Source organism: Microbacterium proteolyticum (assembly GCF_030818075.1).
Taxonomy (GTDB): Bacteria; Actinomycetota; Actinomycetes; order Actinomycetales; family Microbacteriaceae; genus Microbacterium; species Microbacterium proteolyticum_A.
Window position 1 is genome coordinate 1,056,848 of sequence record NZ_JAUSZZ010000001.1, and the last position, 20,029, is coordinate 1,076,876.

Sequence of the window (20,029 nt, forward strand, 5' to 3'; positions counted from 1 at the left end):
GGAGGGCGGCCATGGAGTCTCCCGAACAGCCCCGAGCGGGAGTCATCTGGGCTCGCGTCGAAGAGGGCTTCCACGTGGGCAGCCGCAGCGGTGTCTTCCTCGGCTACATCGACCGTCAGCCCGACGGCGTCTTCCTGGCCCACGACGGCCGGTCGCAGGTCGTCGGACGCTTCGCGGCCTTGACCGAGGCGATGGCCGCCGTCACCAACGGCCAGCCCCCACTCGAGGCGCCGGTCACCCTCGCGCAGGTGCGCGTCCCCGCACCGCGTTCGTCCGACGAAGGGAGCGCGGTCGCGTGAGCACATCCCTGGTCTCCGTCTCCTACGTCAGTACGGCCGTCGACTCGTTCGACGACGCCGCGCTGGCCGAGCTGCTCGCCCAGAGTCGCGCTTCGAACAGCGAGCACGACCTCACCGGCATGCTGCTCTACCGCCGCGGGCGGTTCTTCCAGGTGCTCGAGGGGCCTCAGGATGCCGTCGACGAGCTGATGGCGAAGATCGGGCGCGATCCGCGGCACACCGACGTACGGGTGCTGCTCACCGAGCAGCTCGACGAGCGGCGGTTCTCGGAGTGGACCATGGGCTACGAACCGATCGGGGTCCCCACGACCCCGGCTCCCGAGGGATTCCGCGACACGTTCGACGACCTCGAGTCCGACGACGAGGATGCCGGCATCCGCGCGGTGCGCGAGCTCACGGTGTGGTTCCGTGCCCGTACGGCGATCCCCGCCTGACGATCCCTGTCGGAGGAACGCCTTCTCGGTGGTTTCCCGAGGGTCGGCGGTAACGTCGCCGAGGTGACCCGCGTCTCGTCCGCTCAGCTCTCGTCGAGCGAGCGCGCGCGGCCGCTCGCCCGCGTCATCGTCGGGACGGCGATCGTTCTGGTCGTGCTCTACGCCTACGCGCTGCGGGCCGCGGTGGGCGACCTCAACCCGTTCGACTTCTTCGGATACTTCACGAATCAGACGAGTTCGCTCACCGCGCTCGTCCTCATCGCCGTGGGAATCCTCGCCCTCGGTGGTCGCCCTCGACCGACGTGGCTCTCGGTCGCGTGGGGCGTGGGGGCGGCGTGTCTGATCGTGGTCGCCGTCGTCTACAACACCCTGGTGCCCGGCACGGGATCGGCGCCGCCCTGGGTCAGTGTCGTGCTGCACATCGTCTTCCCCGCGGTGGTGCTGTTCGACGTGCTGCTCTCGCCGGACCGTCCGAGGCTCTCGTGGAGGCAGCTGTGGTGGGTGCTGCCGTACCCCCTCGTGTGGATCACCGTCGTGCTGGTCCGTGGTGTCACAGACGGGTGGGTGCCCTACGGCTTCCTGTTGCCGCAACGCGGCATCGAGTCGCTCATCCTGCATGTGATCGGCATCCTGGCTCTGCTGATCCTCGCGGCGGCGGCCGTGTGGGGATTCGGGGGGCGAGCGCCGCGGCGATCCGGGGTGTAGGGCGCGCGGGCGGTGATTCTGCGCAGCGATCGTGGGGCAGCCGGTCGTCCGCGATGGTCCGGGTGCCCCTCGGCGTCTGTCCTCGACGATGCCGGGCAGCAGGCGGTGTCAGCCTGTTCGGCACCCGGCCCGCCCCGCGGTGGTCAGAGGGGCGGATCGAGGTCGCGGAGCGCGGCATCCATCCGCTCCGCCATGACCGCGTACCCGGTGTCGTCGGGGTGCAGTCCGTCCGAGGCCATCCAGCTCTCGGCGGAGTCGGCGTCGTGGCCCTCGAGCCAGCGGCTCGCGCCGTCGATGTGGTCGGCGCCGATGCGCGCGGCCGCGGCCTCGACCCACCCCGCGATGACGTCGACCGAGGCCGGGCGATCGTCGGTGTACCAGAACGGCTCGACCACGACGATGCGGGCCTCGGGCAGTCCGTCGCGGAGGCGCTGCAGGTCGCTGTCGATGGCGGCGCGGATCCGCTCGGCGGCCCGGTCGTAGCTGAAGGTGTCGTTCAGGCCCATCGTCACGAACACGATGTCGGGGTCGTCGTCGATGATGAGCGCGGGGATGTCGTCGAGACCGGGCCCCATCGCCTCGCGCCGGTTGACGAAGCCGAGGCCGTTCTCGGAGCGGTTGATCTCGTACCAGCCGCGGTCGGCCGAGACGATGGACGACCAGCGCTTGTCTGTCGAGCTCGCGCCCGTCCCCCGCGTGTAGGAATCGCCGTAGAACGCGACGACGGGGGCATCGGGGTCGGCCACGGGCGCCGACGGCGCGGTGTCCGGTGACGGGACGGAGCACGCGGCGAGGCCCGCGAGGAGGGATGCCACGACCCCCAGGCTCAGCAGTCGTCGCGCGCGCATGAGCCCATTGTCGCCCGTGCGTCGGACGTCGGCGCGGTCGGTGGTGTCCGAGGGGGCCGACGCATCAGGTCGTTTCCTCGCGGTCCCGCTCCTCCAGGCGAGCGACCTGGCGCGCGATGCGCGCGGCGCGCACGGTGTCGTTCGGGGCCGTGACCACCGGGTGCAGCACCGCGTAGCGCTGCGTCTTGTTCAGGGCGGCGAAGAGGCGCGCGGCGCCGGGGGCGGCATCCAGCGCGGCCTGCAGATCCGGCGGCACCTCGATCGTCGCGGGCCCCGCATATGCGCGCTCCCACCGCCCATCCGCCCGGGCCCGGGCGATCTCGTCGGCGCCTCGCGGGCGCATGCGCCCCTCGTCCGCCAGGCGCGCCACGATGTCGACGTTGCGGGTGGACCACAGCGACCGGCTGCGGCGCGGGGTGAAATGCTGCCAGAAGGTGGTGGCATCCCGAGACTGTCGGCGCCCGTCGATCCAGCCGCTGCAGAGGGCCTCGTCGAGCGCCTCGGCGTAGGTCAACGTCGTGGGCGTCGTCGTGCCCTTCTTGGCGAGCACGAGGCGCACGCCGTCGCTCGAGCTCTCGTGCTCGTCGAGCCATGATCGCCACCGCTGCACATCGGTGACGATGAGCTCGGGAATCTCGGCCATCCATCGCTCCTCACGTCGTGACTGGCAACCTAACGCGTACCTCCGACATCGGGCCCCTATCGGAGCGGGACCCCGCGTGCAAGTGGCCGCACCCCGACCCCAGCGACCGCCACGATGTGGGAATGCGATGTGTGACGTACGCCGGCGAGACCGTGACCACGACCGATGACGTGGCGGAGGCACTCATCCAGCTCACCGCGTCGATCGCCGCCGACGGTCAGGCGGAGGCGGTGAGCATCCCCATCGTCACGGGGGACGGCGGCACCGAAGAGGCCGAGCTGGTCATCGGGGTCGGCAACGACGTCCTGAGCGCTCCTGCGCACGACTGGACCGGCGACGAGCCCGACTTCGCCTGGGCGGCCGAGGAGCTGCGGCAGCACAAGCGCTTCCCGCAGGCGCCCGCCATCGCGCACGAGCAGACGATCGACACCGACAACCCCGACGCCTTCTGGGACCCCGATCTCGACGGCTTCACCCGCGCCTGAGCACCCCCGCACCCGCCGGGGGAGCTCGTCAAGCCGGGGGCCCCGCGCGCACCCGGACGTAACGTGGGTGCTCCACGCCGGACGTGACCGGTCATCACCCCGGTGTGTGAGCCCCGGACAGTTCGGGCGGCGTCGCCGTTTCGCGTCGCCGCCCGGACGCTCGGTTCGACGAGGAGCGTCGCCGCTCGTTTCCGGCGGGGCACGCATCCGCGAGGATGGGACGATGCTGCACTCTCTCGTCACCGGTGCCTCGCGCGGGATCGGCCGGGCCATCGCCGTCGCCCTGAGCGCGCGCGGAGACCGCGTGGCCGTGCACTACGGCCACGATCGGGATGCCGCGGACGACACGCTCGCGCTCCTTCACGGCGACGGGCATCTCGTCGTCGGAGGCGATCTCTCCGACCCGCAGACGGCGGAGCGCGTCGTCACCGACGTGCTCGCGACGTTCGGCCGCATCGATGTGCTCGTCAACAACGCCGCGATCGCTCCGAACGCCTCGACATCGCATCCGATCGCCACCGTCGACTACGAGAGCTGGCACCGCGTCTGGGAGCAGATGGTCGACGTCGACCTCCGCGCCCCCGCGAACATGACATTCCTGGTGGCGCGCTCGCTCATCGAGCGCGGACTTCCGGGGTCCATCGTCAACGTCGGCTCGCGCGGCGCCTTCCGCGGCGAGCCGGAGTTCCCCGCCTACGGCGCCGCGAAGGCGGGCCTGCACGCCATGGGCCAGTCTCTCGCCGTCGCGCTCGCCCCGCACGGCATCGCCGTCACCAGCGTCGCACCCGGCTTCGTCGGCACCGACCGGCAGCAGGAGAAGCTCGCCGGGGCTGCGGGTGACGGCATCCGGGATCAGAGCCCCTTCGGCCGCGTCGCGACCCCGGAAGAAGTGGCGGATGCCGTGGTCTACCTCAGCGCGCCGCGCTCGCAGTGGGCGTCGGGCGCGATCCTCGACCTGAACGGCGCGTCGCACCTGCGCAGCTGAGAGCGACGACCGGCGAGTCACCGGCGATACGCTCGGCGCATGCACGTTCTTGCGCCTCGCGCGGACCTTCGGTGACCGACGAGGAGGCGGGACTCTCCCGGCGACTGTGGCGTGAGAAGCACAGGCCGCGTATGCGCCATCGCAGGATCTTCCGTGCACAGGTGTCCGTGGCCGTTCCACTGGCTCTCGCGATGTTCGTGGCGAGCTCGGGCTGGAGCCGGTACGGCGGCCAGTTGACGGCGGACGAGTCCGCGTGGTGGGTCGGCGGTATCGGCGCTTTGCTGGTCGTGGCGCTCGTCATCGACACCCTGCGTCGCGTCGCTTTCGTGGGCACAGCCGCGCTGGCGGCACTCACCAGTGTGCTGGCGTCGATCGTCATCATCGGGCGGAACCAGGGTGTGTTCGCTCCGTCCATCACGGCGATGCTCGCGATGAACGCGGTCTGCGTCGTCGTCAGCTGTCTGGCGATCGTCCGTGTCGTGCGGCGGACGCGCACGGCGGAACCCGAGGTCTGACGGCCACGCCTCGCCGCGCGCCGAGTCCGCGGCGGCGTATGCCCACACGCTGCGGCTTCGAGTTCCTGCGACACTCACGCGAAAGGTCCGCCACACCGCCTGTGGCGGTGCGTCGGACCTTTCGAGGGGCTGACGGGAATCGTCCCTCCCGCTTCTCCACCCGCCGCTGCGCGGCGCGCGGAGCCTCGGCGGCAGGGGCCCACCCAGGGCTTCGATTCGCGGCGACACGAAAGCCCTCCCGAGCGGCCTGCGGCCGCCCGTGAGGGCTTTGAGGGGCTGACGGGAATCGAACCCGCGCTATCTGCTTGGGAAGCAGATGTTCTGCCATTGAACTACAGCCCCGGATGCCGTGCGGCAACCCGGCCAGCATAACAGTGTCCGGCCGGCATCCCTCGGCATCCGAGGGTCAGGCTCCGAAACCGCACTCGTTCGCCGAAACCCCCCGTGTGGGTCGCCGGTTTCCTGCAGTCACACGGTTTCGTGGCACGCAGCCGAGGCCGCCGGCAGGCGAGGCGGTGGGGACGGGTGGGGTCACCCGCCGAAACGAGCCCGCACGGCGACGGACGCCGCCCTAGGCTGAGGGCGTGCTGCTCTCAGACCGCGACATCCGGGCCGAACTCGACGCGAAGCGCCTCGGCCTCGACCCCTTCGACCCGGCGATGGTCCAGCCCTCGAGCGTCGATGTCCGGCTCGACCGCTACTTCCGGCTGTTCGACAACCACAAGTACCCCTTCATCGATCCCGCCGTCGATCAGCCCGAGCTCACCCGACTCATCGAGGTGGAGCCCGACGAGCCGTTCATTCTTCACCCGGGCGAGTTCGCGCTCGGCTCGACGTTCGAGCGCGTGACCCTGCCCGACGACGTGGCCGCGCGCCTCGAGGGCAAGTCGTCGCTCGGCCGTCTGGGGCTGCTGACCCACTCCACGGCCGGCTTCATCGACCCCGGCTTCTCGGGGCACGTGACGCTCGAGCTGTCGAACGTCGCGACCCTGCCCATCAAGCTCTGGCCCGGGATGAAGATCGGCCAGGTCTGCTACTTCCGCCTCACCTCGCCGGCCGAGAACCCGTACGGCTCCGGCCCCTACGGCAACCGCTACCAGGGCCAGCGCGGCCCGACGGCCTCGCGTTCCGCTCTGAACTTCCACCGCACCGACGTCGGCTCCACCGACGCGGGTTCGCTCGGCGGCTGACGGCCGGCCGCGCGCGGCGTCGGACTTCGCCGAGATCACTCGCGTTTCCCGAGCTCACGCGTGTTTCCACCGAAACGGGTGTGATCTCGGGAGGGGCCGGTCATTTCGCGGCGGGGTCGCCGACCGCGACCCCGCGCCGGGCCGCGCCGCGCCGCGCCGCCGCACCGCACCGACGTCGGCTCCACCGATGCGGGGTCGCTCGGCGGCTGACCCGCGCCGCGCGCCCGCCGGCCGCGGCGGGTGCGCGTGCGTCGCGCCGGCGTCGAGATCACGTGATCGTGTCGCGAGGGCCCGACGCAGCGCGTGATCTCGCGCCGATCGTGTGATCTCGCGGTCCTGCGCAGGCCGCGGGCGCGCGGGGTCGGGCGGTGGCGCTCGTCGAAATCACACGATCGTGCCGAAAACCCGCGCCCCACCGTGTGATCTCGCGCCGATCGTGTGGTCGCGGCGCCCGCAGAGGCGCAGTCCCACAGCGCCACGCCCACCCCGCCGAGGCACCGCCCCGCCGAGGCACCGCCCCGCCGAGGCACCGCCCCGCCGAGGCACCGCCCCGCCGCGTCAGTGCGCGGTACGCACCCCGAGCAGGTCCTGCACCAGCACCGCGGCGACCCGCGCCCCTTGCCCCGCGGCGACGATGAGCTGCTGAGGCCCGGGGGCGGCGGCATCCCCCGCCGCGTACAGCCCCGGCACCGTCGTGCGTCCCGAGCGGTCGGTGATCAGGTGTCCGTCGGTGTCGCAGTCGGGGGCGAGCGGGTCGAGGAAGTCGTGGGCCGCGTGCCACGTGGGCCGCACGAAGCCGCCCGCCACGGCCAGCGCGGAACCGTCGGCGAAGCGCACGGCCGCGATCTGACCGCGCTCGCCCTCGAGCTCGGCGATCACGCGCCGCTCCACGGAGACACCGGATGCCGCGAGCTCGGCCTCATCGGCCAGCTCGATGACCTCGGCACCGTTGGTGCACACCGTGAGCTGCGACGTCCACCGCGTCAGCAGCCGTGCGCGGTCGGCCAGGTCGGGGGTCTCGCCGATCAGGGCGACGGGCTTGTCCTGCAGCTCCCACCCGTCGCACGCTGCGCAGCTGAAGATCGACATGCCGTAGAACGACCGCAGGTTTGGCACGTCGGGCAGGGTCTCGCGCAGGCCCGTGGCCACCACGACCGAGCGGGTGGCGAAAGCGGGGGATGCCGCGGCGGCCCGGCCCGTGAGCGACGCGACGAAGCCGTCGGCATCCCTCTCGATACGCGCCACCGCGGAGCGGTCGAGGATGCGCACGCCGTCGTAGGCGAGCAGTTCCTCGCGCGCGAGCTTGCGCAGCTCGATGGGGGAGATCCCGTCGCGGGTGAGGAAGCCGTGCGAGCGCAGGGTCGCGGCGTTGCGGGGGCGTCCGGTGTCGACGACCACCACCGAGGCGCGGGCGCGCGCGAGGTTCAGCGCGGCCGACAGCCCCGCTGGACCCCCGCCGACGACAAGCACGTCGGCGGACGGCCTCTCGGCCGACACCCCGGCGGCAGCGCCAGCGTGAGCTGAGCCCGCGTGGGCGGATGCCGCGTGAGCTGAGCCCGCGTGGGCGGATACCCCGTGGGCTGAGCCCGCGTGAGCAGACGCCGGGTGAGCAGAGGCCCCGTGAGCGGGGCCGGCCGCGTTCCGGTCGTGTGCGGGGCTTCGGCCGGCTGCCGTCTCAGCCGCGTGGGCGGCGCCGGCCGCGTTCCGGTCGTGTGCGGGGCCCCGGCCGGGCGCCGCCTCAGCCGCGTGAGCAGCGCCGCTCGAGCTCCCGTCGTCCACCGGCCCGCGGCCGGGGGCTGCCTCAGTCATGCGCCTGCGGCGGCAGCTCCGCGACGACCGGGTGATCCTTCGCGATCACGCCGATCTTCGCCGCGCCGCCCGGTGAGCCGATGTCGTCGAAGAACTCGACGTTCGCCTTGTAGTAGTCGGACCACTCCTCGGGCAGGTCGTCTTCGTAGTAGATCGCCTCGACGGGGCAGACCGGCTCGCACGCACCGCAGTCGACGCACTCGTCGGGGTGGATGTAGAGCGAGCGTTCGCCCTCGTAGATGCAGTCGACGGGGCACTCGTCGATGCAGGCCCGGTCTTTCACATCGACGCAGGGCAGCGCGATGACATACGTCACGAGACGAGCGCTCCCGACCGCGACACCGCCACCTGCTCCTCGCGCGGCACGACCTTGACGCGCTCACGCGTGTGCTCGTGCGCGGCGCCGAGGGCGCGCTCGTGCGCGTCGAGCAGACGCCACCCCTCCCACGTCGTGAACTCCACGCCGCGCTCGGCGAGAGAGTCGAGCACGTCGCCGTCGACCGTGGGGGCCGTCAGCGCGCCCGCCTCGATGTCGGACACCAGGTGGCCGATGGTCTCCATGGCATCCGACTTGGTGTGTCCGATGAGACCGACGGGGCCGCGCTTGATCCAGCCCGTGGCGTACAGACCCGGCACGACGGCGTCGGCCTCGACGACGCGACCCTCGACGTTCGGCACCACGCCGCGCACGGCGTCGAACGGCGCACCGAGCACGGGGCTCGAGAAGTAGCCGACCGCGCGGTACACCTGCTGCACGGCGATCTCGCGGATCTCGCCCGTGCCGCGCACCGTGCCGTCGCCGACCGGCTCGGTGCGCTCGAAGCGCAGGCCCTCGACGCGCTCCTCGCCGAGCACGGCGAGGGGGGAGTGGTAGAAGTGCAGGTGCAGGCGGCGGCTCGCGCCGGTCTGCTCGCGCGTGCGCCAGCTGTTCAGCACCCGCAGCATGACCTTCAGCTGGTTGTTGGAGGCCTGGGCGGGGTCGGCATCGGCGAAGTCCTCGTCGTGCACGATGATGTCGACGTTCGGCACCTCGCCGAGCTCGCGCAGCTCGATGGGCGTGAACTTGATGTCGGCGGGACCGCGGCGCCCGAACACGTGCACGTCGGTGACGGCCGAGGCCTCGAGTCCGTGCAGCACGTTGTCGGCGATCTCGGTCGAACGCAGGTCGACAGCGTGCTTGGCGAGCACGCGCGCGACGTCGAGGGCGACGTTGCCGTTGCCGATGACGGCGACCTCGCGCTCCTCCAGCGGCCACTCGCGCGAGACGTCGGGGTGGCCGTCGTACCAGGCGACGAAGTCGGCCGCGCCGTACGAGCCGGGCAGGTCGATGCCGGGGATGTCGAGCGGCGCGTCGCGCAGCGCGCCGGTCGCGAGGATGACGGCGTCGTACCGCGCGTGCAGCTCGTCGACGGAGATGTCGCGGCCCACCTCGACATTGCCGATGAAGCGGGTGGAGCCCGCGTCGAGCATCTCGTGCAGCGAGTCGACGATGCCCTTGATGCGCGGGTGGTCGGGGGCGACGCCGTAGCGGATGAGTCCGTACGGCGCGGGCAGCGAATCGAACAGGTCGATAGCGACCGTGCCGCCGGCGTCGGTCACCGCGCGCGTGAGGATGTTGCCGGCGTAGATGCCGGCGGGGCCGGCGCCGACGATCGCGACACGGAGCGAGGTGAGAGAAGACGAGGTCACAGCGAAGGGGCCTTTCGGGGAACGGCGAGGGGGTCGAAGGTGAGATCGAAGGATGCCAGGGCGGCGGGCGCGTGGGGACTCAGGCGCACCACGTCGCCGACGACCACGACGGCGGGGGAACGCACACCGCGCTCGGCCGCCTGCGCGGCGATGGTCGCCAGAGTGCCGACGGTCACGCGCTGGCGGGGGCCGAAGCCGTCTTCCACGATCGCGACGGGGCAGCCGGCGCCGCGCTCGCCGCGGGCGAGGGTCATGGCGGAGTGCGCGAGGGTGCCGACACCCATGAGCAGCACGACGGTGTGGTCGCGCCCGCCGCTGAGGGAGGTGATCTGATCGTGCGCGGTGGCGACGGTGAAGCTCGTCGCAACGCCCCGGTGCGTCAGCGGGATGCCGGCGAGCGCGGGCACCGAGACGGCGCTGGTGACGCCGGGGACGACGCGCACGTCGAGACCGGCCTCCTGGCACGCGAACAGCTCCTCGCCGCCGCGGCCGAAGACGTAGGGGTCGCCGCCCTTGAGGCGCACCACGGTGCGGCCGGCGAGGGCCTCGCGCACGAGGAGCGCGTTGATGGCGTCCTGCGGCACGGCGTGGTGGCCGGGCAGCTTGCCGACGTCGATCACCTCACCGCGCAGGTGCACGCCCTCGGCGGCGAGGCCGTCGAGCACCGACCGGGCACCGAGACGGTCCGCCACGATGACGTCCGCGGCCTCGAGGGCCCGAAGGCCGCGCACGGTCAGCAGGCCCGCGTCGCCGGGGCCGGCGCCGACGAGCCAGACGGTTCCGGATGCTGCGACACCGGCCGTCTTCGGAGCGCCGAGCAGCGTGGCATCCGGGACCGTCGTTTCGAAGCCGTCGCCCGTGCGCGCGTCGACAGTGTCGGCCGTGGCGTCCGCCTCGTCCGCGAAGCCGCTCACTTCGCCCCTCCCGACAGCAGCAGACCGCGCCCGCGCAGCATGCGTCGCTCGATGGGTCCGAAGAAGGCGAGCTCGATCAGGATGCCGATGCCCAGGATCACGACGATCGTGGCGAGCACGCCGGCGAGGTCGGCGAGGTCGCGCGTCTGCTGCAGCATGGTGCCGAGGCCGAAACCGATGGTGCCGCCCGACGTGATGATTTCGGCCGCCATGAGCGAACGCCACGAGAACGCCCACCCCTGCTTGAGACCCGCGAAGTAGCCGGGGAGGGCGGCGGGCAAAATCACCGAGGTCGCGAGCTGCCACTTGGACGCACCGAGCACCGTGCCCACGCGTCGCAGCTGCGGCGGCACCTGATCGACGCCGGAGATGAGGCCGTTGACGATCGAGGGGATGGCGCCCATCAGGATGACGAAGTACGCCGTGGCATCCGTCAGCCCGAACCAGATGATCGCGGCGGGCACCCACGCCACCGACGGCAGCACCTGCAGGCCCGAGATGATCGGGCCGACCGCGCGGCGGATCGGGCGCACCTCGGCCAGCAGCAGGCCGATCGGGGTGCCGATGATGATGGCGATGACGAAGCCCAGGATGCCGCGCTCCAGGCTCGTCAGCACCGCCTCTTGCAAGCGGCCGGTGTCCCACGCGTAGGACAGCGCGCCGAGCACGTCGGCGGGGCTGGGCGCCTTGTCGGGGCGCGGGTCGGCGATGACGATGTAGAGCTGCCACGCCGCGATCAGCAGGACGACGAAGATCACCGGCGGCAGGACGCTCGACCAGAACGTGCGCCAGCGCCCGGCGCCGGTGTCGGTCGTGGTCTGCAGGTTGTCGAGGCCGGCCTCGAGGCTGCGGAAGTCGTCGGTCGAGGCCGTGGTGTCAGCGCGCATTGCGGCGGATCTCCTTGCGCAGTTCGTCGGTGATCTCCACCGACAGGGCGGCGACCTCGGGCGACTCGATGCGGCGGCCTTCGGTGCGCTCGATGCGCCACTCGTTGACCACACGACCGGGCCGGCTGCCGAGCAGCACGACGCGCTGGCCGAGACGGGCGGCCTCGCGCACGTTGTGAGTGACGAACACGATGGTGCGACCGGTCGCGCGCCACACGCGCTCGAGCTCCTCGTGGAGCAGATCGCGGGTGATGGCATCCAGGGCCGCGAAGGGCTCGTCCATCAGCAGCACGGGCCGGTCCTGCGCGAGCGCGCGAGCCAGTGCCACGCGCTGACGCATGCCGCCGGAGAGCTCGTGCGGGCGCTTGTCGGCGGCATCCGCGAGATTGACGGTGTCGAGCAGGGCGAGTGCCTCGTCGCGGCGGCGGGTGCGCGGCACGCCGCGGAGGCGGAGGGCCAGCTCGACGTTCTTGCGGGCGCTCAGCCACGGCATGAGCGCGGACTCCTGGAACATGACCGCCGACCCCTCGGAGGGGGTGTCGATGCGTCCCGCGGTGGGGCGGTCGAGGCCGGCGATGAGGTTCAGCAGCGTCGACTTGCCGCAGCCCGAGGCGCCCAGCAGGCATACGAACTCACCGGGAGCGAAGTCGAGGGAGATGTCGTCGAGGACGACCGGACCCGCACCGAAGCGCTTCGAGACGCCTTCGATGCGCACCGCGGGTGCGGTGGCGGCGCCCGTCGCCGCGGCAGTGCCGGGGGCGGGGACGGGGGCGTCGGTGCGGGCCGTGGTCATGTCACTCCTCGCCGAGGCCGGCGGCCGAGATCGCCGTCTCGCCCGCCTCCTTCAGCTGTGCGTTGAGCAGCCGCAGGTCGAACAGGCCCTCGATCGAGCCCTCCTTCTGCGTGCCGGCGGTGACGCCGTGGTCGACGAGCGTCTGGAAGGTGTCGGCGTGCGGGTCCACCGAGTACGTCACGTGCTCGAGGGCCCGGGCGATGACGGCGTCAGCGAGCGGCTTGCCGGTGTCGGCGGCGATCTGCGCGTTGATGACGGATGCCGCGGAGCCGGCGTTGTCGGCGATCCACTTGACCGATGCCTCGTGACCGGCGAGCAGCTTCGATACCGTCTCGGGGTGCTGGTCGAGGAAGTCCTTGCGCACCAGCAGCACGGTGGTGGGGAATTCTCCGTCGGGCCACTCATCGGCCTCGTCGACCAGCACCTTCGCGCCGGCGTCGATGACCAGGCGCGACACCCACGGCTCGGGCAGCCAGGCGCCGTCGAGCTGGCCGTCCTTGAAGAGCTGGAACGTCTGCGCGTTCTCGGTGGGCGTGATCGTGACGTCGCCGCCGCCCGAGGTGTCGGTCTGGAAGCCCTGCGCCTTGAGCCAGCCGCGCAGCGCCACGTCTTGCGTGTTGCCGAGCTGCGGGGTGGCGAGGGTCTTGCCCTTCAGGTCGGCCGGGCTGTCGATCCCGTCGCGCACGACGAGGGCCGCTCCGCCCGTGGCCGCACCGGCGACGATGCGCGCCGACTCGCCGCGCGACTGGATGAACGTGTTGATCGACGGGTTCGGGCCGATGTAGGTCGCGTCGATGGCGCCGGCCGACAGGGCCTCGATGGCGGCGGGGCCGGCGTTGAACACCTCCGTCGACAGCTTCGTGTCGCCCAGCGCGTCCTGCAGCAGGCCCTCCTGCAGCCCGACGAGCGCCGGCGCGTGGGTGACGTTGGCGAAGTAGCCCAGGCGCAGTTCCTCGGCGGGACCCTGGTCGGTGGCTTCCGCCGTCGAAGAGGCGCAGCCCGCCATCATCGCTGCCACCACTCCCAGGGTCGTGATCGTTGCTGCAATGCGTCGTATGTTCACTGTCGCCTCCTTCACAGGGCTGGGGTGCGCCGATGGGCGCGGGTTTCTCGGGCGCCGGTCAGCGCACGATGCCGGCGGCGAGGGTCGCGCCGTCGGACGGATGGATGACGAGGAACGAACCCTCGTGGCGGCTGTCGCGGTAGGGCTCCAGCGGCAGATCGGCGGCCAGGCGCAGGCGCGCACGGCCGATGTCGTTGGTTTCGAGCCGGTCGGCGTCGACGTGCGTGAGCGCGTCGAGGTCGTAGCGCGAGTCGATGGATGCCACGATCGCCTGCACCGTGGCCGTGCCGTGCTTCACGAGCACGCGGGCGCCGGGCGTCAGGGGCCGCGCGTCGAGCTGGAAGAGTTCGACATCGGCCTCGCGGCGCGGGGCGGGCAGGGTGCCCGAGGTGGCGATGACGGCGCCGCGGGCGGCATCCACGTCGTCGGCGAGCTCGAGCGAGACGGACTGCGGGGCGACGGCGCTCTCGGCGGGAACGCCGGCGACCCGGATCCCGCGCACCACGGTGCGAACCCCCGAGCCCGACACCTCGACTTCGTCGCCCACCCGCACGGAACCGGCCGAGATCCGCCCGGCAACGGCGCGGTAGTCCCGCAGGGTCGCGGCGGCCTCGGGGTCGGCCGCGAGCTCGGGCGACAGTCCACCCTGCGGGCGGATCACCGACTGCACCGGGAGGCGCAGCGGCTCGCCGTCACGGGCGGCCTCGTCGGCCGAGGGCAGCGTCTCGAGCAGCTCGAGCAGCGCCGGTCCGTCGTACCAGGGCGTGCGAGCCGAGCGGTCGACGATGTTGTCACCCTCGAGGGCGGACACGGGGATGACGTGCAGGTCGTCGATCTCGAGCTCGGTCGCGACGGCGCGGGCCTGGGCGGCGACGCCCTCGAACACGTCGGCCGAGAAGTCGACGAGGTCGATCTTGTTGACCGCGACGATGACGTGCGGCACGCGCAGCAGGGCGACCACGGCGAGGTGGCGGCGCGTCTGCTCGACGACTCCGGCGCGCGCGTCGACGAGCACGACGACGGCGTCGGCCGTGGTGGAGCCGGTGACCATGTTTCGCGTGTACTGCACGTGGCCGGGGCAGTCGGCGAGGATGAACGACCGCGTGCCCGTGGCGAAGTAGCGGTAGGCCACGTCGATGGTGATGCCCTGCTCGCGCTCGGCGCGCAGGCCGTCGGTGAGCAGCGCGAAGTCGAACGCGCCGTGCGCGAAGCCGCGGTCGGCCGAGGTGCGGGCGACCTGCTCGAGCTGGTCGGCGAGGATGGCCTTGGCGTCGTGCAGCAGGCGGCCGACGAGCGTGGACTTGCCGTCGTCGACGGAGCCGGCGGTGGCGAAGCGGAAGAGCGTCGGCTCGGTCGTTTCGACCGGGGCCTCGAGGGTGTCGAGCGACATCAGAAGTACCCGTCCCTTCTTGCGGTCTTCCATGGCCGCCTCGCTGAGACGGTCGTCGGCGCGGGTCGCCCCGCGCTCGGTGATGGTGGTGCGCGCGACCTCGGCGACGATGGATGCCAGGTCGGCGGCATCCGATTCGACCGCGCCCGTGCAGCTCATGTCGCCGACGGTGCGGTAGCGGACCGTGCGGACCTCGACGGTCTCGCCTTCGCGGGGCGGGGAGAACGGACCCACGGGGTTCCACATGTCGCCGCGGCGGTAGACCTCGCGCTCGTGCGCGAAGTACAGCGGGGGCAGGGCGATGTTCTCGCGCTGGATGTAGCGCCACACGTCGAGCTCGGTCCAGTTCGAGATGGGGAAGGCGCGCACGTGCTGGCCGGGGGTGTGACGGCCGTTGTACAGGCTCCACAGCTCGGGGCGCTGGTTGCGCGGGTCCCACTGGCCGAACTCGTCGCGGAGCGAGATGATGCGCTCCTTGGCGCGGGCCTTGTCTTCATCGCGGCGCGCGCCGCCGAAGACGGCGTCGTGGCGGCCGGCGGCGATGGCATCCAGCAGCGGCAGGGTCTGCAGCGGGTTGCGGGTGCCGTCGGCGCGCTCCTGCAGGCGGCCGTCGTCGATGTAGTCCTGCACGCGCGCCACCTCGAGGCGCAGCCCCAGACGCTCCACGGTCTCGTCGCGGAAGGCGATGACCTCGGGGAAGTTGTGCCCGGTGTCCACGTGCAGCACGGGGAAGGGCACGCGGCCCGGCGCGAACGCCTTGGTCGCGAGGTGCAGCACGACGACGGAGTCCTTGCCGCCGGAGAACAGCAGCACGGGCCGCTCGAACTCGGCGACGACCTCGCGGATGACGTGGATCGCCTCGGCCTCGAGCAGATCGAGGGTGGACAGGGCAGTGGATGCCGTGGACACAGCGCTCATGTGTGCAACCCGCATTCCGTCTTCGAGAAGCCGGCCCAGCGGCCGGCTCGGGGGTCTTCACCGGGGGCGACCGGTCGGGTGCACGGCTCGCATCCGATGGAGGGGTAGCCGTGGCTGAGGAGGAGGTTGACCGGCACCTTCTGGTCGTTGGCGTAGCCGATCAGGTCGTCGAAGCTCCACGCCGCGACCGGGTTCACCTTGACGAGGCCGTTGCGCTCGTCCCACGTGACCAGGGGCGTGTGCGTGCGCGTGGGGGCCTCGTCGCGGCGGACGCCGGTGAACCACACCTCGTAGCCGCCGAGCGCACCCTGCAGCGGGTCGACCTTGCGGCGGGCGCAGCACAGCGCGGGGTCGCGCTCGTACAGCCGCGCGCCGAACTCGGCATCCTGCTCGGCGACCGTCTGCTCGGGGAGCACGTCGACGACGCGCACGTCGAGGGCGCGGTCGACCTCGTCGCGCGTGAAGTGGGTCTCACGGAAGTGGTAGCCGGTGTCGAGGAAGAGCACGTCGACGTTCGGCAGCTGCTCGGCCACGAGGTGCGGCAGCGCGGCATCCGCCATCGAGCACGCCACAGCGGCCGACTCCGGGGTGAAGTTGCGGGCGACCCAGGCGACGACCTCGGCGGGCGACGCCTCGTCGTCGGCGAGGCTGCGGAGTTCGATGTTGCCCCGTTCGGCCAGGGCCTTGAGCTCGTCGTGGCTGCGGCGTGCGGTGACGCGCGGGGTGAGGGACACGCTCACTGCAGGGCCTCCTCTTCGGCGCGGTGCGCCCACTGGGCGAAGGTCTCGTCGGCAGCCGCGTCGCGCTCGTCGAGGAAGCGGCGCACGACCCGATCGACGTAGTCGGCGATGCCGTCGGCGGCCACCTTCAGGCCGCGGACGGTGCGGCCGAGACCGGCTTCGTCGCGATCCTGCGATGCCAGACCCCCGCCGAGGTGCACCTGGTAGCCGGGCACCTGCTCGCCGTCGATGGTGACGAGCTGACCTTTCAGGCCGATGTCGGCGGTCTGGATGCGAGCGCACGAGTTGGGGCAGCCGTTCACGTGCAGCGAGATCGGGTGCGGCAGGTCGAAGCCCGCGAGGCGCTGCTCGAGGTCCTCTACGGCCGCGGTGGCGTTGACCTTGGTCTCGACGATCGCGAGCTTGCAGAACTCGATACCCGTGCACGCGATGGTGCCGCGGCGGATGAGGCTCGGGCGCGCCTGCAGACCGAGCTCGTCGAGACCGGCGACGAGGGATTCGACCCGGTCTTCGGGGATGTCGAGGATGACGACCTTCTGGTGCGGCGTGGTGCGCAGGCGCGTCGAGCCGTGCTCCTCGATGAGGTCGGCGAGACGGGCGAGCGTCGTGCCCGAGACGCGGCCGACGATCGGCGTCGCACCGACGTAGAACCGGCCGTCTTTCTGACGGTGGATGCCGACGTGATCGCCGGGGGCGGCCGGCTTGGCCGGCGCGGGACCGTCGGGGAGGGCGTAGCCGAGGTACTCGTCTTGCAGCACCTGGCGGAACTTCTCCGTGCCCCACTCGGCGAGCAGGAACTTCAAGCGCGCCTTGTTGCGCAGACGCCGGTAGCCGTAGTCGCGGAAGATCTGCGCCACGCCGTGCCAGGCCTCGGCGACGCGGTCGGGCGAGACGAAGACGCCGAGGCGCTCGCCGAGGCGCGGGGTGGTCGACAGGCCGCCACCGACCCACAGGTCGTAGCCGATACCGAGCTCGGGGTGCTCGACGGCGACGAAGGCGACATCGTTGATCTCGTGCACGACGTCGTGGTTGGGGTGACCGGTGATGGCCGACTTGAACTTGCGCGGCAGGTTCGACAGCGTCGGGTCGCCGATGAAGCGGCTCGTGATCTCGTCGATCTGCGGGGTGGGGTCGATGAGCTCATCGGCGGAGATGCCCGCGACGGGGGAGCCGAGCACGACGCGCGGCACGTCGCCGCACGCCTCGGTCGTTCCCAGGCCCACGGCCTCGAGGCGGCGCCAGATCTCGGGCATCGACTCGACCTCGACCCAGTGCAGCTGCACGTTCTGGCGGTCGGTGAGGTCGGCGGTGTCGCGGCCGAACTCCTGCGAGATCCCCGCGATGACGCGCAGTTGCTCGGTCGTCAGCTGACCGCCGTCGATGCGGACGCGCAGCATGAAGTAGGCGTCCTCGAGTTCTTCGGGGCTCAGCGTGGCCGTGCGGCCGCCGTCGATACCGGGCTTGCGCTGGGTGTACAGGCCCCACACGCGGAAGCGGCCGTGCAGGTCGGTCGGGTCGATGGACGAGAACCCGCCCGCGGCGTAGATGTTCTCGATCCGACCGCGCACCGCGAGACCGTCGTCGACCTGCTTCCACTCCTCGTTGCCGTTGAGGGGCGCTGTGCCGTCGATCTTCCATTGCCCGTTGGGCTTCGACGAGGGCCGCGGCGGCCGGGCGGCGGCGCGAGCAGAGGGAGGGATGGTGGTCACGGTGCGGGTTTCCTTCACTGCGCCAGCGCTGCGTGCCGACGGCATTCCAGGAGACGCTAGAACGGACCTCCGACACCGACCAGCGCGCGCGTCTCGAAGCGTCGCGTAACGACACGGAAGGTCACGAAACGTCTTGGATGTTGCGCGATCGAGCAGAACGCACTAGCGCGTCGTGTCGTCGCCGCGTCGGGTGCGAGGCGGGAGCCGTGACCGGGGGAGGTGTCGGCGTGCGGGGGAGCGAAGCCGGAGGGGCGTCGGGCGCTGCTGGGTCGGAGTCAGCCGCGGCCGGCGCCTCCGACGCGGCGTCCGGCGCGCGTCCGGAACCGGAAACGGCGCCCGCGGACGCACCGCCCGAGGGCGTCAGCGGCCGCGACCGCCGATCGTGCCGACGGCGCATCCGCGCGCGCTCACGCCTGCGGATCCGACGGCGCGCCGCCCGCTTCTCGACCGCGACGGAACCCGGCATCGAATCCGCGTTCGAATGCGCGCTCGACGCCCCGGTGGCGGCGGTGACCGGGGCCGCCGCAGCCGTGCGCACCGCGGTGGTGGGGCCGCTCGGGGAAGCCGTGGTCATGAGCGCCCGAGTCGTCGGCGACGCCGTGGTCGTCGCGCTCGCGCGGGACGGGCCCGGGGCTCGGTGCGGGGCGACGGCCTGCGGAGCCGCGCTCACCCACGCGGAAGCCGTGGTGCTCGTTGGGGCCGAAGGCTCGGCGCGGGTCGGGGCCGAAGCCACGGCGTCCGGGCACGACACGGAAGCCTGCCCGCGGGCTGCGGTCGGCCGTCTCGTCGTCGTCGACGCCGAGGAGCGCGGCGAGGCTGTCGAGCGCCGTGGTCAGGTTCTCGAGCTGCTCGGCCGGAACGCCGTCCAGCAGGGCCGACCGCTCGGCATCCACGCGGTCGAGGAGGGCGCGTCCGTCGTCGGTCAGCGCCCAGCCGTCCCCGGAGCGGACGATCCAGCCGCGGTCGGCCAGGGCGGTGACGCGCTTGCCGCCGCGCGCCAGCCGGTCGGCGACCCAGGGGGCGTCGATGCGTCCGTCGATGGCGCCGAGCAGCAGCAGCGTCTTGGGATGGATGCCGCTGTCGTGCAGTTGCGTGAGCAGGCGGTGGTGCAGCGAGTGGCCGATCGTCGTGAGGCGATGGGCGAGCGCCCGGGGGTGGGAGGGTGTGGGGGTGTTCATTGGGGGTCCTTTCGAGGGCGGACGATCCGCCGGTATATGTCATGTGACAACGAATGTACTCTGACATGTATTCCAGATGCTTGTCAAGCGACATGTAAAATCGGGGCATGCCCACCGACCCCGCCGACGAGATCGCCGCGGCGCTCGCCCGCCTGCGAGGCCGGCGCCCGCGGCCGCCGTTCCCGCCCGAGGCGCACCACCATCCGCACGGAGGCCACGGGGGGCCCTGGGGTCGCGGCGCACCGCCGTGGGCGGACCCGGCGCACGGTCGCTTCGGCGGACCCGCGCGCCTGCGCATGCTCGACGCCCTGGTCGCGGCATCCGGATCGCTGTCGGTGGGCGAGATCGCCGAGGCGGTGGGGGTCGACCAGCCGCGCGCTTCGCGGCTCGTGCAGCAATCGGTCGACCTGGGTCTCGTCGCTCGCGAACCCGACCCCGACGACGCGCGCCGCACCCGCGTCAGACTCACCCCCGAGGGGCAGGGTCTCGTCACGGGCTTCCGGGGACGCCGGCGGGATGCCGTGCGCTCGGCGCTCGAGTCGTTCAGCGACGCCGAGCGGGCCGAGTTCGCGCGGCTGCTGGCGAAGTTCGCCGACGCCTGGCCCCGCGACTGAGACCGCGGCATCCGATCTGGCGGGTCGGGTCGCCGGGTCGCCGCGCCCCTGGGTCGCCGCGCGCGCGCCGCGGCCTGGGTCGCCCTGCGCGCGCCTGTCGCCGAGCTGCCCGCCCCGTGCCCGTGGCCGCCCCGCGTCCGTGGCCGCTCGTGCCCGCCGCCGGCCCGTGCCCGCCGCCGGCCCGTGCCCGCCGCGGCCCGCACCCACTGCGAGATCACGCG

At 72.2% G+C, this 20,029-nt stretch carries 21 protein-coding genes and 1 tRNA gene; 8 read left to right on the forward strand and 14 right to left on the reverse strand.

Annotated elements, in window-relative coordinates; all coding sequences use genetic code 11:
* Positions 1 to 11 precede the first annotated feature (11 nt).
* The 3 genes from QE392_RS04835 to QE392_RS04845 all read left to right on the forward strand — a co-directional run bounded on the left by QE392_RS04835 (position 12) and on the right by QE392_RS04845 (position 1,438).
* The gene (locus QE392_RS04835; RefSeq protein ID WP_307448735.1) at positions 12 to 299 is read left to right on the forward strand and encodes a hypothetical protein; all 288 of its coding nucleotides are present in this window, start codon (positions 12 to 14) and stop codon (positions 297 to 299) included.
* Entirely contained in the window at positions 296 to 733 is a 438-nt protein-coding gene (locus QE392_RS04840) for a BLUF domain-containing protein (protein WP_307448738.1), read from the forward strand. The genes QE392_RS04835 and QE392_RS04840 overlap by 4 nt, the downstream gene beginning before the upstream one ends.
* Before the next feature lie 63 nt (positions 734 to 796).
* Positions 797 to 1,438 (forward strand): Pr6Pr family membrane protein, encoded by a 642-nt coding sequence (locus QE392_RS04845; RefSeq protein WP_307448741.1) that lies wholly within the window; start codon positions 797 to 799, stop codon positions 1,436 to 1,438.
* Positions 1,439 to 1,581: 143 nt separating this feature from the next.
* Here the strand turns inward: QE392_RS04845 and QE392_RS04850 are convergent, their stop codons facing one another.
* Positions 1,582 to 2,286 carry an SGNH/GDSL hydrolase family protein gene (locus QE392_RS04850; RefSeq protein WP_307448744.1) on the reverse strand — a complete coding sequence of 235 codons (705 nt, stop codon included), beginning with the start codon at positions 2,284 to 2,286 and terminating at the stop codon, positions 1,582 to 1,584.
* Positions 2,287 to 2,350: 64 nt separating this feature from the next.
* Positions 2,351 to 2,929: a YdeI/OmpD-associated family protein gene (locus QE392_RS04855; protein WP_307448747.1), complete on the reverse strand. Its 579-nt coding sequence runs from the start codon at positions 2,927 to 2,929 to the stop codon at positions 2,351 to 2,353.
* 122 nt (positions 2,930 to 3,051) lie between these two features.
* Between QE392_RS04855 and QE392_RS04860 the strand changes: the two genes are divergently transcribed.
* The 3 genes from QE392_RS04860 (at position 3,052) to QE392_RS04870 (ending at position 4,914) form a co-directional block, all read left to right on the forward strand.
* On the forward strand, positions 3,052 to 3,414 hold the full coding sequence (locus tag QE392_RS04860; protein WP_307448750.1) for a hypothetical protein: 363 nt from the start codon (positions 3,052 to 3,054) through the stop codon (positions 3,412 to 3,414).
* 223 nt (positions 3,415 to 3,637) lie between these two features.
* Positions 3,638 to 4,399, forward strand: a complete 762-nt coding sequence (locus QE392_RS04865; protein WP_307448753.1) for an SDR family NAD(P)-dependent oxidoreductase — start codon at positions 3,638 to 3,640, stop codon at positions 4,397 to 4,399.
* Between the two features lie 167 nt (positions 4,400 to 4,566).
* Positions 4,567 to 4,914 carry a hypothetical protein gene (locus QE392_RS04870; RefSeq protein WP_307448756.1) on the forward strand — a complete coding sequence of 116 codons (348 nt, stop codon included), beginning with the start codon at positions 4,567 to 4,569 and terminating at the stop codon, positions 4,912 to 4,914.
* A 271-nt stretch (positions 4,915 to 5,185) separates the two neighbouring features.
* Here the strand turns inward: QE392_RS04870 and QE392_RS04875 are convergent.
* Positions 5,186 to 5,256: transfer RNA gene (locus QE392_RS04875), tRNA-Gly, on the reverse strand.
* Between the two features lie 242 nt (positions 5,257 to 5,498).
* Between QE392_RS04875 and dcd the strand changes: the two genes are divergently transcribed.
* Positions 5,499 to 6,104, forward strand: a complete 606-nt coding sequence (gene dcd / locus QE392_RS04880; RefSeq protein WP_307448759.1) for a dCTP deaminase — start codon at positions 5,499 to 5,501, stop codon at positions 6,102 to 6,104.
* A 558-nt stretch (positions 6,105 to 6,662) separates the two neighbouring features.
* Here the strand turns inward: dcd and QE392_RS04885 are convergent.
* The 11 genes from QE392_RS04885 to QE392_RS04940 all read right to left on the reverse strand — a co-directional run bounded on the left by QE392_RS04885 (position 6,663) and on the right by QE392_RS04940 (position 19,194).
* The gene (locus QE392_RS04885; RefSeq protein WP_307448762.1) at positions 6,663 to 7,574 is read right to left on the reverse strand and encodes an NAD(P)/FAD-dependent oxidoreductase; all 912 of its coding nucleotides are present in this window, start codon (positions 7,572 to 7,574) and stop codon (positions 6,663 to 6,665) included.
* A gap of 331 nt (positions 7,575 to 7,905) precedes the next feature.
* Positions 7,906 to 8,229: a ferredoxin gene (gene fdxA, locus QE392_RS04890; protein WP_307448764.1), complete on the reverse strand. Its 324-nt coding sequence runs from the start codon at positions 8,227 to 8,229 to the stop codon at positions 7,906 to 7,908.
* Positions 8,226 to 9,602 carry an FAD-dependent oxidoreductase gene (locus QE392_RS04895; RefSeq protein WP_307448767.1) on the reverse strand — a complete coding sequence of 459 codons (1,377 nt, stop codon included), beginning with the start codon at positions 9,600 to 9,602 and terminating at the stop codon, positions 8,226 to 8,228. Before QE392_RS04895 ends, fdxA begins: the two co-directional genes overlap by 4 nt.
* A complete protein-coding gene (cobA, locus tag QE392_RS04900; protein WP_307448770.1) occupies positions 9,599 to 10,516 on the reverse strand; it encodes a uroporphyrinogen-III C-methyltransferase in 918 nt (305 codons plus the stop codon). The genes QE392_RS04895 and cobA overlap by 4 nt, the downstream gene beginning before the upstream one ends.
* Positions 10,513 to 11,403 (reverse strand): ABC transporter permease, encoded by an 891-nt coding sequence (locus QE392_RS04905; RefSeq protein WP_307448774.1) that lies wholly within the window; start codon positions 11,401 to 11,403, stop codon positions 10,513 to 10,515. The genes cobA and QE392_RS04905 overlap by 4 nt, the downstream gene beginning before the upstream one ends.
* Positions 11,393 to 12,196 carry an ABC transporter ATP-binding protein gene (locus tag QE392_RS04910; protein ID WP_307448777.1) on the reverse strand — a complete coding sequence of 268 codons (804 nt, stop codon included), beginning with the start codon at positions 12,194 to 12,196 and terminating at the stop codon, positions 11,393 to 11,395. The genes QE392_RS04905 and QE392_RS04910 overlap by 11 nt, the downstream gene beginning before the upstream one ends.
* Position 12,197: 1 nt before the next feature.
* Positions 12,198 to 13,259 (reverse strand): ABC transporter substrate-binding protein, encoded by a 1,062-nt coding sequence (locus QE392_RS04915; protein WP_373426437.1) that lies wholly within the window; start codon positions 13,257 to 13,259, stop codon positions 12,198 to 12,200.
* A 58-nt stretch (positions 13,260 to 13,317) separates the two neighbouring features.
* Positions 13,318 to 15,582: a sulfate adenylyltransferase subunit CysD gene (cysD, locus tag QE392_RS17500; protein WP_373426438.1), complete on the reverse strand. Its 2,265-nt coding sequence runs from the start codon at positions 15,580 to 15,582 to the stop codon at positions 13,318 to 13,320.
* Positions 15,564 to 16,301, reverse strand: coding sequence for a phosphoadenylyl-sulfate reductase (locus tag QE392_RS04930; protein WP_373426495.1), 738 nt, complete (start codon positions 16,299 to 16,301; stop codon positions 15,564 to 15,566). Before QE392_RS04930 ends, cysD begins: the two co-directional genes overlap by 19 nt.
* 2 nt (positions 16,302 to 16,303) lie before the next feature.
* Positions 16,304 to 18,061, reverse strand: coding sequence for a nitrite/sulfite reductase (locus QE392_RS04935; protein ID WP_307454279.1), 1,758 nt, complete (start codon positions 18,059 to 18,061; stop codon positions 16,304 to 16,306).
* Positions 18,062 to 18,423: 362 nt separating this feature from the next.
* Positions 18,424 to 19,194, reverse strand: coding sequence for a MarR family winged helix-turn-helix transcriptional regulator (locus tag QE392_RS04940; protein WP_307448787.1), 771 nt, complete (start codon positions 19,192 to 19,194; stop codon positions 18,424 to 18,426).
* Positions 19,195 to 19,301: 107 nt separating this feature from the next.
* Here QE392_RS04940 and QE392_RS04945 point away from each other — a divergent pair, with 107 nt between their 5' ends.
* Complete coding sequence (locus tag QE392_RS04945; protein WP_307448790.1) at positions 19,302 to 19,808, forward strand: MarR family winged helix-turn-helix transcriptional regulator; 507 nt, start codon at positions 19,302 to 19,304, stop codon at positions 19,806 to 19,808.
* The last annotated feature ends 221 nt before the right edge of the window (positions 19,809 to 20,029 follow it).

Excerpts from the sequence above, each read along its gene's own strand:
- QE392_RS04940 (WP_307448787.1), bottom strand. The coding sequence starts at position 19,194 with ATGAACACCCCCACACCCTCCCACCCCCGGGCGCTCGCCCATCGCCTC.
- QE392_RS04910 (WP_307448777.1), bottom strand. The coding sequence starts at position 12,196 with ATGACCACGGCCCGCACCGACGCCCCCGTCCCCGCCCCCGGCACTGCC.
- QE392_RS04835 (WP_307448735.1), top strand. The coding sequence starts at position 12 with ATGGAGTCTCCCGAACAGCCCCGAGCGGGAGTCATCTGGGCTCGCGTC.
- QE392_RS04865 (WP_307448753.1), top strand. The coding sequence starts at position 3,638 with ATGCTGCACTCTCTCGTCACCGGTGCCTCGCGCGGGATCGGCCGGGCC.
- QE392_RS04855 (WP_307448747.1), bottom strand. The coding sequence starts at position 2,929 with ATGGCCGAGATTCCCGAGCTCATCGTCACCGATGTGCAGCGGTGGCGA.
- QE392_RS04905 (WP_307448774.1), bottom strand. The coding sequence starts at position 11,403 with ATGCGCGCTGACACCACGGCCTCGACCGACGACTTCCGCAGCCTCGAG.
- QE392_RS04935 (WP_307454279.1), bottom strand. The coding sequence starts at position 18,061 with ATGCCGTCGGCACGCAGCGCTGGCGCAGTGAAGGAAACCCGCACCGTG.
- QE392_RS04945 (WP_307448790.1), top strand. The coding sequence starts at position 19,302 with ATGCCCACCGACCCCGCCGACGAGATCGCCGCGGCGCTCGCCCGCCTG.
- cysD (WP_373426438.1), bottom strand. The coding sequence starts at position 15,582 with ATGCGGGTTGCACACATGAGCGCTGTGTCCACGGCATCCACTGCCCTG.
- QE392_RS04860 (WP_307448750.1), top strand. The coding sequence starts at position 3,052 with ATGCGATGTGTGACGTACGCCGGCGAGACCGTGACCACGACCGATGAC.
- QE392_RS04850 (WP_307448744.1), bottom strand. The coding sequence starts at position 2,286 with ATGCGCGCGCGACGACTGCTGAGCCTGGGGGTCGTGGCATCCCTCCTC.